Origin of the sequence: Methylobacterium sp. WL1, from assembly GCF_008000895.1 — a bacterium.
Classification (GTDB): domain Bacteria; phylum Pseudomonadota; class Alphaproteobacteria; order Rhizobiales; family Beijerinckiaceae; genus Methylobacterium.
Map to the genome: position 1 here is coordinate 5524661 of NZ_CP042823.1, position 14933 is coordinate 5539593.

The 14933-nt window shown below is 70.2% G+C and carries 14 protein-coding genes and 1 pseudogene; 10 read left to right on the forward strand and 5 right to left on the reverse strand.

What is annotated here, in order from left to right; all coding sequences use genetic code 11:
* The first annotated feature begins 132 nt into the window (after nt 1-132).
* From FVA80_RS26965 to FVA80_RS26980, 4 genes are all read left to right on the forward strand, one after another.
* Complete coding sequence (locus FVA80_RS26965; protein WP_147910920.1) at nt 133-384, forward strand: DUF3072 domain-containing protein; 252 nt, start codon at nt 133-135, stop codon at nt 382-384.
* A gap of 315 nt (nt 385-699) precedes the next feature.
* Entirely contained in the window at nt 700-942 is a 243-nt protein-coding gene (locus FVA80_RS26970; RefSeq protein WP_147910919.1) for a hypothetical protein, read from the forward strand.
* Between the two features lie 179 nt (nt 943-1121).
* Nucleotides 1122-2291, forward strand: coding sequence for a polysaccharide biosynthesis/export family protein (locus tag FVA80_RS26975; RefSeq protein WP_147957905.1), 1170 nt, complete (start codon nt 1122-1124; stop codon nt 2289-2291).
* A gap of 162 nt (nt 2292-2453) precedes the next feature.
* Nucleotides 2454-3590 (forward strand): branched-chain amino acid ABC transporter substrate-binding protein, encoded by a 1137-nt coding sequence (locus FVA80_RS26980; RefSeq protein WP_147910954.1) that lies wholly within the window; start codon nt 2454-2456, stop codon nt 3588-3590.
* Between the two features lie 10 nt (nt 3591-3600).
* Here the strand turns inward: FVA80_RS26980 and FVA80_RS26985 are convergent, their stop codons facing one another.
* The 3 genes from FVA80_RS26985 to FVA80_RS26995 form a co-directional block, all read right to left on the reverse strand.
* Nucleotides 3601-4005, reverse strand: coding sequence for a type II toxin-antitoxin system HicB family antitoxin (locus tag FVA80_RS26985; protein WP_147910953.1), 405 nt, complete (start codon nt 4003-4005; stop codon nt 3601-3603).
* A gap of 70 nt (nt 4006-4075) precedes the next feature.
* Nucleotides 4076-4285 carry a type II toxin-antitoxin system HicA family toxin gene (locus tag FVA80_RS26990; RefSeq protein ID WP_147910952.1) on the reverse strand — a complete coding sequence of 70 codons (210 nt, stop codon included), beginning with the start codon at nt 4283-4285 and terminating at the stop codon, nt 4076-4078.
* Between the two features lie 201 nt (nt 4286-4486).
* Nucleotides 4487-5053: a protein-tyrosine-phosphatase gene (locus FVA80_RS26995; RefSeq protein WP_147910951.1), complete on the reverse strand. Its 567-nt coding sequence runs from the start codon at nt 5051-5053 to the stop codon at nt 4487-4489.
* Between the two features lie 214 nt (nt 5054-5267).
* Between FVA80_RS26995 and dctP the strand changes: the two genes are divergently transcribed.
* Complete coding sequence (dctP, locus tag FVA80_RS27000; RefSeq protein ID WP_147910152.1) at nt 5268-6398, forward strand: TRAP transporter substrate-binding protein DctP; 1131 nt, start codon at nt 5268-5270, stop codon at nt 6396-6398.
* Nucleotides 6399-6558: 160 nt separating this feature from the next.
* Nucleotides 6559-7971: a phosphatase PAP2 family protein gene (locus FVA80_RS27005; RefSeq protein ID WP_147910153.1), complete on the forward strand. Its 1413-nt coding sequence runs from the start codon at nt 6559-6561 to the stop codon at nt 7969-7971.
* A gap of 20 nt (nt 7972-7991) precedes the next feature.
* Here FVA80_RS27005 and FVA80_RS27010 read toward each other — a convergent pair.
* Nucleotides 7992-8976: pseudogene (locus FVA80_RS27010) on the reverse strand (NAD(P)H-binding protein).
* Nucleotides 8973-10103, reverse strand: coding sequence for a hypothetical protein (locus FVA80_RS27015; protein WP_147910155.1), 1131 nt, complete (start codon nt 10101-10103; stop codon nt 8973-8975). Before FVA80_RS27015 ends, FVA80_RS27010 begins: the two are co-directional and overlap by 4 nt.
* A gap of 529 nt (nt 10104-10632) precedes the next feature.
* On the opposite strand from FVA80_RS27015, the gene FVA80_RS27020 reads away from it, so the two are divergent.
* From FVA80_RS27020 to FVA80_RS27035, 4 genes are all read left to right on the forward strand, one after another.
* Nucleotides 10633-12021, forward strand: a complete 1389-nt coding sequence (locus tag FVA80_RS27020) for a deoxyribodipyrimidine photo-lyase (protein ID WP_147910156.1) — start codon at nt 10633-10635, stop codon at nt 12019-12021.
* A gap of 201 nt (nt 12022-12222) precedes the next feature.
* Nucleotides 12223-13596, forward strand: coding sequence for a chloride channel protein (locus FVA80_RS27025; protein WP_147910163.1), 1374 nt, complete (start codon nt 12223-12225; stop codon nt 13594-13596).
* 123 nt (nt 13597-13719) lie between these two features.
* A complete protein-coding gene (locus FVA80_RS27030; RefSeq protein ID WP_007566531.1) occupies nt 13720-13899 on the forward strand; it encodes a DUF1328 domain-containing protein in 180 nt (59 codons plus the stop codon).
* Between the two features lie 17 nt (nt 13900-13916).
* Nucleotides 13917-14771, forward strand: coding sequence for an SDR family oxidoreductase (locus FVA80_RS27035; RefSeq protein WP_147910164.1), 855 nt, complete (start codon nt 13917-13919; stop codon nt 14769-14771).
* The last annotated feature ends 162 nt before the right edge of the window (nt 14772-14933 follow it).

Sequence of the window (14933 nt, forward strand, 5' to 3'; positions counted from 1 at the left end):
TCAATAGGCTCGGCGGGCGGGAAGGAAAGGTTTCTGGGGAACAGGGGGCAATGCGCCGACATCCCGTGGAACCCCGGATGGGGCGGCACGTTCTCCCCGGCGACGACAGAACATTTCAGGAACGAGGGTCCCATGGCCAAGGCAGCCGACAAGCACGACGCGACCCAGGAAAACCCGAAGACCGATCCGAAGGACGTCTCGAACCAGATCAAGGATCCGGATCAGTGGACCACCGGCGGTGAGCCGATGACCGGGGCGCAGGCTTCGTATCTCAAGACCTTGTCGGAAGAGGCCAAGGAGCCGGAGGCCTTCGACTCGGACATCGACAAGGCCGAGGCGTCCAAGCGGATCGACGACCTGCGCCACAAGGCCGGCCACGCCTGAGCGACCCGGGCACACCGCGTCCTGGACCAAGCCGGGCCGCGTCATCGGACATGTCGAAAGGTCGGTGCCGTCACGGGCGCCGGCCTTTCGGCGTTCGGACCCACGTCTCGAAGGCATGTTTCGAAGACACTATTAAGCCGGCGGCAATGGGAGCCCGGTTAGACGTTCGCATCGCGCCGGGCGACGAGAGCGCTCATCGTCGGCGCGGATACCGGTGGATGCGTGCGCAGGCACGTCGAACCAGGGGCCTGGAGGCGGGCCCGATCGTGATACGATCGGGTGCGGTTCCAGGCGCAGCGGAAGTCGGAGTCACGGATGGCGGAGCCGAGCTGCGAGGGATCGAGGGCGGCTTCCGGACGATCCCGCCTCCGTGGGGCCGACCTCGCCCGGCAGGCGTTGTCGCGCTTTGCCGCGAACGCGCGCGGGTCCACCGCCATGGAGTACGCCCTGATCGGCGCGCTGATCTTCATCGTCGCGGCCGGCAGCATCCGGTATTACGGCTCCCGGATGACCCCGATCTACGAGCGCATCAGCACGACGGTGAGCCAGGCCAATTGAGGGGCTCCGTTCCCGCCCCGGCCGTAAAGTTTTCGTCCGCCTGCCCCGAAAAAGCTGTGCTTAGTGAGGATGAAACCGCCCGCTCGGCCGTCGCGGGCGCAGTGTGGCCCACCCGCTACGGACACCCCGGCCGCTATGGGCTAGGCACGGGCTCGGCAAAACCGATGGGCAACATCTGGATGCGCAAACTTTCCCTCGCTCTGCTCGCCGCGACGGCGATGTCGGGCTGCTCGTATCTGCCTTCGGCGGGTCCGACGGCGAGCGCGATCCAGGCCGGCGCGGAAGTCGCCACCGCCGACGGCGGCGTGCTCGCCCGCTACGAAATCATCGACGTCACCCCATCCGTGGTCGAGGCCCTGCGCGGCCGGCCCCTCGACAGCCTGCTCGCCTCCTTCGGCGACCACCGCCCCTCCACCGAGCCGGTGATCGGCATCGGCGACATGGTCTCGGTCTCGGTCTGGGAGGCCGGCTCCGGCGGCCTGTTCTCCGGCCCGCTGGTGGCCGACCGCTTCTCCGCCGGCTCCAAGTCCGCCCTCATCCCCGAGCAGCCGGTCGGCCGCGACGGCGCGATCTCGGTGCCCTATGCCGGGCGCATCAAGGTCGCCGGCCGCCGGCCCCAGGACGTCCAGGGCCTGATCGAGAACGAGCTCGCCGGCAAGGCGATCCAGCCGCAGGTGCTGGTCTCGGTCACCCGGCCGATCAGCCAGGCGGTGACCGTCACCGGCGAGGGCGCCGCCGGCGCGCGCCTGCCGTTGTCGGGCCACGGCGACCGCATCCTCGACGTCATCGCGTCGGCGGGCGGCAACCGCTCGCCGGTCTCGGAGACCTTCGTGCGCCTGTCGCGCGGGCCGGTCACCGCCACGGTGCCGCTGACCACGGTGGTGTCGAACCCTAAGGAGAACATCTACCTGCGGCCCAACGACGTGCTGACCCTGGTGCGCGATCCGCAGACCTTCCTGGCGGTGGGCGCGCTCGGCCAGGCGACCGAGCTGCCGTTCCAGGCCGACGGGATCACCCTGGCCCAGGCGCTCGCCAAGGCGCGCGGCCTCTCGGACTTCGCCGCCGACCCGGCCGGCACCTTCATCTTCCGGTTCGAGCCCGCCAGCGTGGTGCGCCGCCTCAACCCGGCCACCAAGCTCACCGGCACCCCGCTGGTGCCGGTGGTGTACCGGATCAACATGCGCGACCCCAACAGCCTGTTCACCACCCAGGCGTTCCGCATGCGCAACCGCGACCTGATCTACGTCTCGAACGCCCCGTTCACCGAGGTCTCGAAGGTGCTGTCGGTCTTCACCTCCGTTACCGGCCCGGTCTCCTCGGTGGCGACCGCCTACTATTACGCGAAGTAAGCGCGGGACGACTTTCGCGCGTCGGCGGAAAACAATCGCGTTCCGCTGCGTCCTCGCGTATGGGCTTCCCGTGCGGTTTGGTGCGGCGCGGGAGCGCCCGGACGAAGCCGCGACCCACCCGCGCCGGTGGCTGCCTCGCGCAAGGATGCCTAGAAGAGCCCGATGAAGATCGGACGCGTCGTCTCCGCCCGCGGGCTGTTCCGGCCCACGCTGTTCCCCTTGAGCCTGTGTCTCGCGCTCCTGTCGGCCGGGCCGGCGGCGGCCGATGTCGTGGTCGGCGTCGCGGTTCCGCGCTCGGGCCCCTACGTGGCGGTGGGCGAGCAGGTGCTGCGCGGCGTCGAGGCCGCGGCCCGGGATGCCAACGCCATGGGCGGGCTCGATGGGCAGCCCGTCACCCTCGACGTGCAGGACGATGCCTGCGACTCGAACACCGCGACCGCGGTCGCCAACCACTTCGTGCGCTCCAACGTGCGCCTCGTGGTCGGCCATGTCTGCTCGAACGCCTCGATCGCGGCCTCCGACATCTACGCCCAGAACGGCATCGTGATGATCAGCGCGGCCTCGGTCTCGGCCCGGCTCACGGACCGGGGCCTGCCGAACGTCTTCCGGGTCTGCGGGCGCGACGACGACCAGGCCCGGCTCTCCGCCGCGGTGCTCGCCGAGCGGTTCCGCGACCGTAAGATCGCGCTGATCCAGGACCAGACCCCGGCCTCCCGGACGCTGGCGGCCGCCACTAAGGACAACCTCAACCGGATCGGCATCAACGAGGCCCTGTCCCTGTCGTTCGCGCCGAGCGACGCCGACGACGCCGCCCTGGTGGACCGGCTCAAGGGCGCGGGGATCGAGGTGGTGTATTACGGCGGCGACGCCGCCGAGATGGGCCGCCTCGTGAAGGTCGCCGCCGATCGCGGCTACCGCCCGCAATGGTTCGGCACCTCGGCGATCGCGACGCCGGACTTCGCCAAGGTCGCGGGCTCGGCCAGCAACGGCGTGCTGATGACCTTCTACCTCGATCCGAGCCGCCAGCCCGCCGCCGCCGCCGTCGTGAAGGCGTTCAAGGCCGAGGGCGTCGATCCCACCGGCTCGACCGTCTACGGCTACGCGGCCCTGCAGGCGCTGGTCGCGGCCGGCAACTTCGCCCATTCGGTCGAGCCGAGGCCGATCGCCCAGGCGCTCCACACGGAGCGGTTCGACGTCGTGCTCGGCACGGTCGGGTTCGATTCCAAGGGCGACGTCACCGCCCAGGGCTACGTCCTCTACGTCTGGAAGGACGGCAGCTTCACGCCCGCCGGGAAGTGAGTTCTCGCTCTCAAGCCCCGGCCGATAGCCGCGCCTTCGCGGCTTGAGCCAGAAAGGCGGATCGGCTCTCGCCGGTCGCCTCGGCGGCCCGGTCGATCCGTCGGAGGAGGCCTTCCTCCATTGAGATGTTGACGCGCACGGCCCGGCCTGGAAGCTCGACCTGCATGAGCGCGACCATCGCGTCGGCGCTGTCCTCGCAAAAGCCCGGGTCGCCGCGCAATTCCTCCAGTGCCCGCAGGCGCGGGATCTCTTCACCGTCCTTCGCCATTCCGGCGACGTGGAAGGCCAACATCTCGGCGGCCTTCCGATAGAGCGTGTCGAGATCGCCCGCGACCGTCGTCGCTCCCGGGAAGTCCGGGAAGGAGGCGCCGAACCGGCCGTCCTCCTGGTGCACCAGCATGACAACGTGAGCCATTTCCGCCATCTCGGTCGCTATCACCATCGAGGGATCAGGCCGCAGTCCCAAGAGGTCGCGGCCTGATCTGTCACCAAGTCCATCCAGCCTGCCGATAGATACTACGTAGGGTTCCAGTCGGTATTTCCGGCTCGCCGGTATCGACTGTGACTTTTCCGGGCTTTCTCGGATACTTGAACTGGACGTGATCGCCGGGTCCCTTCCGAGCGACGAACCAACCGTCCCTCTGAAGCGCCGCGATCACCCCGCGTGTTGTGCGGTCACGCACCTTCTTCGACATGCCTGGAACACTCTCTGCCCCTCTCGCCGCGCTTGCTGCTACAGGAGGGGCTCTCATAGTTCCGACAGGCACAAGATTACACAACGCACCGCGCAGCGCAACAGACGTGTGTATGTGTGCGCAACGAGTTTGAGCCGTTCTGGCTGAACGTGACGATAGCGATTGGCATCAGCCTGCGATCAATCCGAGGTGGGGAGCCTCCTACCCCCGCTCGGCGGCATCGACCTCCGCACCGCGCCCGAGCCCGCGCAGAAGCTCGGCCAGGTGCGGCCGCACCCGCAGCTGCAGCGCGTGGAGCTGGCGGACCGCCTCGCTGAGCCGGCCCTCGCGGCCGAGCCTCTCATCCGCGAAGCCGATCATCCGGGCGTTGGGCCAGGCCGGCTCGCGCAGGGCGTGCAGGCGGGCGACCAGGGCCTCGGCGGAAACGTCGGGTTCGGCCTGGGCGAACAGCATCAGCAGCGCTGCGGTGGAGCGCGACAGGCCGTAATGGCAATGGACCAGGAGGTGGCCGGCACCGTCGAGGTCGCGCCCGAAGCCGAGGATCGCCGCGATATGTTCGGGCTCGGGCGGCACGAGGCCGTCGCCGGGGCCGAGGCAATCGTGGAAGTGCAGGGTCGTGCGGGCATGGGCGCCGTAGGCGGCGAACGCCTCCGGCTCGGGCGTGCCGGGATCGAGCAGCGACAGGACGTGGCTGACCCCGCTCGCGCCGTGCCCGGCCAGCTCCTCCAGGCCGCACACGGTGTGCAGGGTGACGTCGGGGAGGGGCATATCGGGAGGGGCATATCGGGGAGTGGCATGTCGGGGAGTGGCATGTCGGGATCGGCTCGCATGGTCGGGCGCCTATCACGGGGGCGGTGCGGTTTCGAGGCGCCATGGCGCCACGGCGGCAGCTCCGCATGCCGCGGGTGCTTTCGAGAACGGCCGCGGACGTGCTACCTGCGCGCCGACCTTCCGCCGGCCGGATTGGACACGCTGAGACGAGATGCCGTTGGACGAGCCCCATGATGCGCCCTCCCGTACCGCCGGAACCCGCCGCGCGGTCCTGACCGCCGGCCTCGGCGCGGCGATCGCCGCGCCGCTGGCGGCGCCGGCCCTGGCCCAGGGCGCTCCCGAGCTGCGCTGGCGCCTGTCCTCGGCCTACGCCAAGAGCCTCGACATCCTGTTCGGCGCCCCCGAGGCGCTCAGCCGGATCGTCGCCGAGGCCACCGACGGGCGGTTCCAGATCCAGGTGCTCGGCCCCGGCGAGCCGGTCCCGGCCGAGACCCTGCTCGATGCCGTGTCGGCCGGCACGGTCGAGATGGGCCACGGACCGGCGACCCTCGGCCAGGCCAAGGACCCGACCTTCGCGCTCGCCACCGCGATTCCGTTCGGCCTCAACGCACGGGGCGCCGCCGCCTGGTGGCTGGCGGGGGGCGCGGCGGAGCTGTTCGCCGAGGTCTTCGCGAAGTCCGGCCTGGTCTGCCTGCCCGGCGGCAATACCGGCGCGCAGATGGGCGGCTGGTTCCGGCGCGAGATCAAGAGCGTGGCCGACCTCCAGGGCCTCAAGTTCCGCATCGGCGGCATGGGTGGGCAGGTGCTGACGAAGTTCGGCGTCCAGCCGCAGGCGATCCCCGGCCCCGAGATCTACCAGGCTCTCGAGACCAAGAAGCTCGACGCCGCCGAGTGGATCGGCCCCTACGACGACGAACGGCTCGGACTGCAGAAGGTCGCCCCGGTCTACCATTATCCCGGCTTCTGGGAGGGCGGTGCGATGCTGCACTTCTGGTTCAATGCCGAGAAGTGGAAGGCCCTGCCGAAAGCCTATCAGGCGATCCTGCGCTCCGCCGCCGCCGAGGTCGGGGCCGAGGTCCAGGCCAAGTACGATGCGCGCAACCCGCAGGCCCTGCGCCGGCTGGTCGCCGGCGGCGCGCAGCTGCGGCCGTTCCCGCAGGACGTGATGGAGGGCGCGCTCAAGAACGCCAACGACGTCTATGCCGAGATCGCCGCCAAGAACGCCGATTTCCGCCGGGTCTACGAGGCGATGCGGACCTTCCGGAACGAAGAATATCTCTGGTTCCAGGTCGCCGAATACACCTACGATAACTTCATGATTCGGGCCCGGGCCAGAGGATAGCGAAATCTCGGTTTCAAAAGGTCGTCGACCTTTTGCGGGCGAAGGGCGCAGCCCTTCCTTCTTCGGGGCTCCGCCCCAAACCCTGCCAAAGGGCTGAGCCCTTTGGAAACCCGGCCTTTGCTGTTGCTATCCGGGCGCGCCGACCAGGGGAGGAGACGGCATGATGGGGACCTTGAGACTCGGCCTGGCGCTGCTCGGGGCAGCGCTGCCGCTCCCGGCGCTGGCGCAATCGCCCGCCAACCTCACCGCCCTGCGCGGGCTGGCCCCGGTGGCCCGGCTTCAGGGGAGCCCGGCCGGCAAGGCGGCGCTCGACGCCAACCTGCGGGTGACCGGGGACATCCAGACTGGTGCCCTCAAGCAGCCGACCCTGCTGCCGTTCCCCGAGCAGCAGCAACTGGCGCTGCGGGACTGCTTCATCACCGACGGCAACGCCTCGGGCCTCGCCGACGGCCTCGGCACGGCGCTCGCCACCGCCTATCAGGGCCGGGCGCGCTACAGCGACTCCAAGACCTTCACCAGCGTCGCGCAGCCGGTGGCCGACCTGATCGGCTACACCAACAACGTCACCAAGTCGGACTCGAATTCCGGCAAGTACTTCTTCGCCAACGGCACGATCCACGGCACGCACGCGGTCTCGGCCGAGGCCGCCGCGCTGCTCACGGACGGCACCGTCACCGACGTGTTCGGCAAGGCCTACGGCCGGCCGGCGGGCAGCCCGGGGGCCGACCGGTTCGGCAATTCGCGCCCGTTCCAGACCCTGCCGCATCTCCAGGCCTATCGCGGCGCGGATTATTTCGGCGCGGCGTCCCACTCGTTCGACTGGCTGCGCGGTCCCAAGCAGGATCTCGTCGACAGCCCGTCCTATCCCAGCGGGCACACGACCTACGGCTACACCGAGTCGCTGATCCTCGCCCTGCTGGTGCCGGAGCGCTACCAGCAGATGGTCGCCCGCGCGGCCGAATACGGCAACGACCGGATCATCGTCGGCGCGCATTACGCCATGGACGTGATCGGCGGGCGCACGACCTCGCTGCACGCGGTGGCGCATCTGCTCGCCAACGATCCGGCCTATGTCGGCCAGATCCGCAGGAACCCGGCGGTGATCGACGCGAACGCGGCCGACGCGGACAAGCGCGTCGGCGTCACCGATTACCGGGCGCTCCTGACGGAGGCGCGCGCCGCGATGACGGAAGCCCTCGCGGCCGGCTGCGGCGGCACGGTGGCGGCCTGCGCGGCGCAGGATACCGGCCGGTTCAAGGACCCGGCCGCCAACGCGGCCTTCTACGAGGCGACGCAGACCTACGGGTTGCCGGTCGTGCACGACGTCACCGCCAACGCCCGGGAGGATGTCGGCACGATCGCCCCGGAGGCCGGCCACCTGCTGACCGCGGCCTTCCCGACGCTCACGCTCGCGGAGGCGAACGCGATCCTGACCGAGACGCAGGGCCCCGGCGGCGGCTTCCTCGACGACGGCTCGGAGTTCGGGGTCTATTCGCGGATCAACCTCTACGCGGCTTCCGGCAAGGCGGCGGCCCTGGCGGCGAGCCGGGCGGGGGCGAGCGCGACGCGCTGACGGGGTGCGACTGAGGGGCGTCAGAACACGGCGTGGTCGCCGCGCTCGGCCACGGCCTCGCCCCGGACCAGACGCCCATAGTAGGCGAACAGGGTTTCCGACCCCGTCGACGGCGTGGCCTGCGCATCGTAGCGGCCCGTGGCCGGATCCAGGACGAGCATCGACTCCGTGGCGTAGTAGCGCCCGATGCGGGCGAGCTCGGCCTTGGCGGCGAGCGCCGGGACCCAGCGCCCGAGCGTGGCCAGGACGGCGATGATCGCGTCCAGCAGCGCCACCGGCACGTGCCGGAAGCGTGGCTCGCGCCCGAGCAGCGCGAACAGGTGCTCGCCCTGCGCCCTGGGGGTGATCGCCGAGCCCGGCCCCCCGATCGGGAGCACGCGGTTGCGCCGGCCTTCGTCGTCGATGCAGTCGGCGAGGTACTGGCCGAGATCGTCGTCGCTGATCGGCTTGCAGGCGGTCAGCAGGCCGTCGCCGAAGACCAGGAACGGCTTGCCGCGCCTCACGCGGTCGATCTGCCCCGAGAGCGATTTGAAGAAGGCGGTCGGCCGCACGATCGTGTATGCGAGGCCCGACCCGATCAGCGCCTGCTCGAACGCCAGCTTGGCATGCTGGAACGCGAGGACCGGCTTCTGGACGCAGATCGCCGAGAGCAGGACGACCTGCGTGATGCCGGCCGCCTTTGCGGCCTCCAGCGCGTTCAGCTGCGCCTGATAGTCGATCGCCCAGGCATCGTCGGGCAATCCGGTGCGCGAGGCGAGGCACGAGACCAGGACGTCGAACGTCTCGCCCCGGATGCCGTCGCGGGCGAGCGCGGCCGGGTCGGTCACGGCCGCGACCCGGGCGGTGGCGCCCGCGGGCAACGGGGGCGGGCCGCCTGACCAGGCAGACGACGACCGCGTGCCCGCGCGACACCAACGCCCGAACCGTCGCGCGGCCGATCGTGCCGGTGCCGCCGAGGACGAGGACGCGCCGCGGGACCGGGCCGTTCGGCCGATCCGCCGTCACGGCACCCGCTTGCGCAGCACGAAATTCCCCACCGCCAGGAATTTCTGCGCCCGCTTGCCGGTGTCGACCTCGGTGGTGAACACGTTGCCCTTGGAATCGACCGCGAGGTTGTGGACCCAGTGGAACTGGCCCGCCATGCGGCCGTTCCGGCCGAAGGCGCCCACCGTCGCGCCGGTGGCACGGTCGAGGGTGCGGACCTCGTTGTTGGCGCCGTCGGCGTTGAGCAAAAAGGTCTCGTCGGCGTCCGGCCACAGGGCCAGCTCCCAGACTGAGCCGTTGGCCCGGGTGTTCTTCTCGACGACGAACTCCTTCACGAAGCTGCCGTCCTTCCGGAACACCTGGATGCGGTTGTTGGTGCGGTCGCAGACGTAGACCAGCCCGTCCCGGGCGATGCGCACGCAATGGACCGGGTTGGCGAATTGCTGGCGCGGGGCGGCGGCCGGGTCGTAGGGGCCGAGCTTGTCGTCGGTGGGCGGCTTGCCGTAGGCGCCCCACATCCGCTTGAACGCCCCGGTCTCCCGGTCGAACACGATGATGCGGTGGTTGTAGTAGCCGTCCGCCACGTAGACCTCGTTGGCCGCCATGTCGAAATCGACGTTGGCGGGCTTGCCCAGGCGGCTGGTGTCCTGGCTGTCGGTCTGCGGCCCGGACTTGCCGATCTGCAGGACGAACTTGCCGTCGGCCGTGAACTTGAGGAGCTGGCCGTCCTGGTCGCCGTTGCCGGCGATCCAGACGAAGCCCTGGCCGTCGATCTGGATGCCGTGCTCGTTGGTCGGCCAGTCGTAGCCCTCGCCGGGGCCGCCCCAGCTGCGCAGCAGGGTTCCGTCCTGGGAAAATTCCAGCACCGGCGGGGCCGGCTTGCAGCACTTGCTGCGCGGCGGATCGAGGCTTGCGGCCTTCTCGTCGTCGGTGAGGGTGCGGGGTCGCTGGACCACCCAGACATGGTCCTGCGCGTCGACAGCGACGCCCGCGGCCTGGCCCAGGATCCAGTCGTTCGGCAGCGGCTTCGGCCAGGACGGGTCGACCTGGAACTGCGGCGCCTCGGCCGCCGCGGCCGCCCCGGCCCCGGCCCCTGCGAGGGCGAGCAGGCAGGCCAAAGCCGGCAGCGCGGTGGAAAGCATCCTCATGGCGTGTCCTCCGGCGCCTGTCCCGGCGCTCGCAGGCAGCATGGCGTCCCGCGCGGCTGGGGGCCAGCGCTCCCGCCCCGGTTCGGTGACACCGGGGACCGAACAGAAAAAAGGCCACTCCCGAAGGAGCGGCCCGAAGTCTAGGGAGGAAACGCCCAAGAAGGGCAGCGGGATCGCGACGCCATCGCCATCCCGCGCTGCACAATCTGCGCGCGCCGCGAAAAATTACAAGCCCGTCGGGGCGGAAAGGCTGGCCTTTCGTGCGGCCGCACACGCATCGCGATCCGGCTGTGTCGAAAATGTCGCATTCGCATCGGGGCCCGGCGGGACAGACTTCCCGCGGTGCCGGACGGCAAAGCGCACCGTAAACCGTCGAGAAACACGGATTTCGCCGCGCGGAACCGCGGCCCCGCGATCCCGTTCCACTGCGGCAATTCATGACGGCCGCGTGAAGGGACGAATTCGTTACCCGCGCTAGCTGTCCGGCCAAGTCTCCATTGGGACGGACAAAGAAGGACTGCGAGCGGGTATGGCGATCCAGGACGAGCGGATCCGGGTTCTCAACGACGTGGAGCCGGCCAAGGACGGGCGTTATGTCCTGTATCTCCTCCAGCAGGCCAACCGCGCCCAGTTCAACCCGGCCCTGGAACTCGCCATCGAGGAGGCGAACCGTCTGGGCCTGCCGGTGGTCGCCTGCTTCGGCCTGCTCGACGGCGCCAGCGGTTTCCCGGAGGCCAACGCCCGGCACTACGCCTTCCTGCTCCAGGGTCTCGCGGATGCGAAGGCCGGGCTGGAGAAGCGCGGCATCGGGTTCGTGATGCGCAAGTGCTCGCCCGCCAGGATCGCCATCGACCTGGCCGCCGAGGCCGCGCTGCTGGTGCTGGACCGGGGTTACCTCGCGATCCAGAAGGGCTGGTACCGGGAGATCACGAAAGCGGTGAAGACCCGGATCGTCCAGGTCGAGGGCGACGTGGTCGTCCCCGTCGAGACGGCCTCGAACAAGCACGAATTCGCCGCCCGCACGCTCCGGCCGAAGCTGAACCGGCTCTGGGACCCGTTCATCGCCGACCTGAAGCCGCGCAAGCCCAAGCATGCGGCCAAAGGCGTGACGCCCGACGGTGAGATCGACGTCTCGGATCCGGAGGCGGTGCTCGCCAGCATGAGCCTCGACCGGGAGGTCGGCCCGGTGAAGCGCTTCGTCGGCGGCGAGACCGAGGCGCGCAAGCGGCTCAAGGCGTTCCTGAAGGACGGGTTCGAAGGCTACGGCGCCGGGCGCAACATGCCGGAGGCGGCGGCCGCCTCGCACATGAGCCCGTTCCTGCATTTCGGCCAGATCTCGCCCGTGGAGATCGCCCTGGCGGTGCGGGAGGCCAAGGCCGGCGACGACGACGACCGCGGCGCCTACCTGGAGGAGCTGATCGTCCGGCGCGAGCTCGCGATGAACCACGTGTTCTTCACGGAGGGCTACGACGACTACGACACGGCGGTGCCGGACTGGGCGCGCAAGACGCTCTCCGAGCAGGCCGAGGACGAGCGACCGAACCTCTATTCGGAGGACCAGCTCGCGGCCGGCGAGACCCACGACCTCTATTGGAACGCCGCCATGCGCGAGATGCGCGAGACCGGCTACATGCACAACCAGCTGCGCATGTACTGGGGCAAGAAGATCCTGGAATGGTCGCCCTCGCCGAAGGAGGGTTTTGCCCGGACGCTGCGGCTCAACAACCGTTATTTCTTGGACGGGCGCGACGCGAACTCCTTCACCAACGTCGCCTGGGTGTACGGCCTCCATGACCGCCCCTGGCAGCGTCGCCCGATCTTCGGCACGGTCCGCTACCAGAGCGAGAACTCGCTGAAGAAGTTCGACGCGAAGGCCTACGTGAAGGCGGTCGAGCGGCTGTGCGAGGCCGAGGGGTGAGGGGCCTGCTCGCTCCGGTGCAGTCCCATCCTCTGCCTCATCCTGAGGTCTGAGCGAGGCTGATACGCAGCACCTCGGGATGAGGGGGCGATTTGGACATCTGCCGATCGACTGTGTCTGCTCGGCGATCCCCCATTCCCCGCAAGCCACGCTATACCGCAGGCTCCGGCTGTGCGGACGAAGTGCCTTTTCATGACCGAGATGCGGGACGCACCGACGACCAGGGAGCCGGCCGCGTCGGGCCCGAAACGCTCCCGGTATCGCCGCTCGATCACGCGCCTGCGCTCGGCGTCGCGGGAGGCTTATCCGCTCTGGCGGGGGCGGCTGCTGTTCCTCGCGGGCGGCATCTGCGTCGGCCTGGCCGCGGTGCTGATGGCCAAGGGCGCCGACCTCGCGCAGGATGGGTTCCGGCGGCTCACCGCGCCCTCGCCGCTGATCGCGCTGGTGCTCACGCCGGCGGGCTTCGCGCTCGCGGCCCTGCTCGCCCGGACGGTGTTCCCGAACTCCCAAGGCTCGGGCATCCCGCAGGTGATCGCGGCCCGGCACGCCCGGGACGCGCGCTTCCGGTTCTCGCTGATCTCCCCCCGGGTCGCGTGCGGAAAGGTGCTGGTGCTGTTCCTGGGCCTCCTCTGCGGCGCCTCCGCGGGCCGCGAGGGGCCGACCGTGCAGGTCGGCGCCGCGATCATGGCCGCCTTCGGCCGCCTGACGCCGGACCGCCTGCCGGGGCTGTTACTCGCGGGCGGCGCGGCCGGGGTCGCGGCGGCGTTCAACACGCCGCTCGCCGGCATCGTGTTCGGCATCGAGGAGCTGGGCCGGGCCTACGAGGCCCGCTCGTCCGGCCTGATCGTCGCCGGGATCGTGGCCGCGGGCCTCACCTCCCTCTGGCTGCTCGGCAACTACACGTATTTCGGGACCAGCCAGGCGGATCTGCCCCTGGCGGCCAGCTGGATCGTGCCGCTGCTGGCCGCGTTGGGCGGCTTCGCGGGTGGGGTGTTCAGCCGGCTGATCATCCTGTTCGCCCGCGGCCTGCCGGGGGCGGCCGGGCGCCTGATCAAGGCGCGGCCGGTGGTCTTCGCGGCGCTCTGCGGCCTGTGCGTCGCCCTATGCGGGCTGGCCTCGAACGGCACCGCGTACGGCACCGGCTACGAGGAGGCCCGGGCGTTCCTGCACGGCGATGCGGCCACGTCCTGGACCTACGCGCCGCTGAAATTCGCCGCCACGGTGCTCAGCTCGATCAGCGGCATCCCGGGCGGCCTGTTCGCGCCCTCGCTTGCGGTCGGGGCCGGGATCGGCGGCACGGTGCACGGCCTTCTGCCGGACATGCCGGTGGGCGCCCTCGTGCTGATCGGGATGGTCGCCTACCTGACCGGCGTGCTGCAGGCGCCGATCACCAGCTTCGTCATCGTCACCGAGATGACCCAGAACCACACGATGATGATCCCGCTGATGATCGCGGCCGTCATCGCCGACGCCGCCTCGAAGGCGATCTGCCGGGGCGGGCTCTATCACACGCTGGCCGAGATGATGCTGGAGCGTGCCGACGTACCGGCCCAGCCGGTGGCCAAGACTGCGTGAGGCTGAAAAAGCCTGAGACTAAAAGGCTGTCGGAATCGCGCGCGCGCGGAACGGTCTCGCTTGCGGCCGGTTGAGGGATCGATTGTAGTTCGCCCGTGTCTCGGGCGCATCCGGAGTGACGCGATGACCTTGCTGAAATGGGCCCTCATCTGCTTCGTGATCTCGCTGATCGCGGGCGGCCTCGGCTTTACCGGCATCGCCTCGGGCGCCGGCTCGCTGGCGCGCATCCTGTTCGGCCTGTTCCTGCTGGTCGCCATCGTGATCGTGGTCATCGCCTTCGCGGTCGGCCAAGCGGTGTTCTAAGCCGCATGGCGGACGCGATGCGGGACAGGGTCTGCCTCGTCACCGGGGCGACCAACGGCATCGGCTACGAGACGGCCCTGGGGCTCGCGCGCGATGGCGCCCGGGTCGCCATCGTCGGCCGCGATGCCGACAAGACGCGGGCCTGCGCGGAGCGGATCCGTTCGGCGGTCCCGGGCGCCGTCGTGGACCCGCACGTCGCGGACCTGTCCAGCCAGGGGGAGATCCGGCGGCTCGCCGGGTCCCTTCGCGCGACGTATCCCCGCCTCGACGTGCTGGTGAACAATGCCGGTGCGATCTTCGACCGGCGCGTCCTCACGGTCGACGGCATCGAGCGCACCTGGGCGCTCGACCATCTCGGCTACGTGCTGCTGACGGTGGAACTCCTCGACACCCTGAAGGCCTCGGCGTCCGCCGGGGCTGGCCCGCGCATCGTCAACGTCGCCTCGGCGGCCCATGAACGCGGGCATGTCGACTTCGCCGACATCGAGGGCGCCCGGCGCTACGGCGCGATGCGGGCCTATTCCCAGGCCAAGCTTGGCAACGTGCTGTTCACCTACGCGCTGGCCCGGCGGGTGCGGGCCGACGGCATCACGGTCAACGCCCTGCATCCCGGGGTGATCGACACCGGCTTCGCCAAGAACACCGGCGGCCTGTTCGGCACCGCGTGGTCGCTGATGCGCCCGTTCCTAGCCAGGCCCGAAAAGGGCGCCGAGACCTCGCTCCACGTGGCGACCGCCCCCGAACTCGACGGCGTCACCGGCCGCTACTTTTCACGGTCCCGGCCAAAGGCGTCGTCGGCCGAGAGCCGCGACGAAGCCGTTCAGGAGCGCGTCTGGGCGCTGAGCCTCGCGCAGGTCGGGCGGGGCGGCTGAGCAGCCTTCGAGGCGCCGGCCGGGGGCGTGCTCCGCTCTGCAGGGTCAGGCCGGCCGCCTCGGTCGTCGCCAAGGTCAAAATGGCGGGACGGCGCGCGGCGGGGGATCCGGGGGTTCGCGCTCCGGTGCTGCACATGGCCCGGCGCCGCATCGTCGGGATGC

Coding starts and splice junctions, on each gene's coding strand:
- FVA80_RS26965 (WP_147910920.1), top strand. CDS start 133: ATGGCCAAGGCAGCCGACAAGCACGACGCGACCCAGGAAAACCCGAAG.
- FVA80_RS26970 (WP_147910919.1), top strand. CDS start 700: ATGGCGGAGCCGAGCTGCGAGGGATCGAGGGCGGCTTCCGGACGATCC.
- FVA80_RS26975 (WP_147957905.1), top strand. CDS start 1,122: ATGCGCAAACTTTCCCTCGCTCTGCTCGCCGCGACGGCGATGTCGGGC.
- FVA80_RS26980 (WP_147910954.1), top strand. CDS start 2,454: ATGAAGATCGGACGCGTCGTCTCCGCCCGCGGGCTGTTCCGGCCCACG.
- FVA80_RS26985 (WP_147910953.1), bottom strand. CDS start 4,005: ATGGCTCACGTTGTCATGCTGGTGCACCAGGAGGACGGCCGGTTCGGC.
- FVA80_RS26990 (WP_147910952.1), bottom strand. CDS start 4,285: ATGTCGAAGAAGGTGCGTGACCGCACAACACGCGGGGTGATCGCGGCG.
- FVA80_RS26995 (WP_147910951.1), bottom strand. CDS start 5,053: ATGCCCCTCCCCGACGTCACCCTGCACACCGTGTGCGGCCTGGAGGAG.
- dctP (WP_147910152.1), top strand. CDS start 5,268: ATGCCGTTGGACGAGCCCCATGATGCGCCCTCCCGTACCGCCGGAACC.
- FVA80_RS27005 (WP_147910153.1), top strand. CDS start 6,559: ATGATGGGGACCTTGAGACTCGGCCTGGCGCTGCTCGGGGCAGCGCTG.
- FVA80_RS27015 (WP_147910155.1), bottom strand. CDS start 10,103: ATGAGGATGCTTTCCACCGCGCTGCCGGCTTTGGCCTGCCTGCTCGCC.
- FVA80_RS27020 (WP_147910156.1), top strand. CDS start 10,633: ATGGCGATCCAGGACGAGCGGATCCGGGTTCTCAACGACGTGGAGCCG.
- FVA80_RS27025 (WP_147910163.1), top strand. CDS start 12,223: ATGCGGGACGCACCGACGACCAGGGAGCCGGCCGCGTCGGGCCCGAAA.
- FVA80_RS27030 (WP_007566531.1), top strand. CDS start 13,720: ATGACCTTGCTGAAATGGGCCCTCATCTGCTTCGTGATCTCGCTGATC.
- FVA80_RS27035 (WP_147910164.1), top strand. CDS start 13,917: ATGCGGGACAGGGTCTGCCTCGTCACCGGGGCGACCAACGGCATCGGC.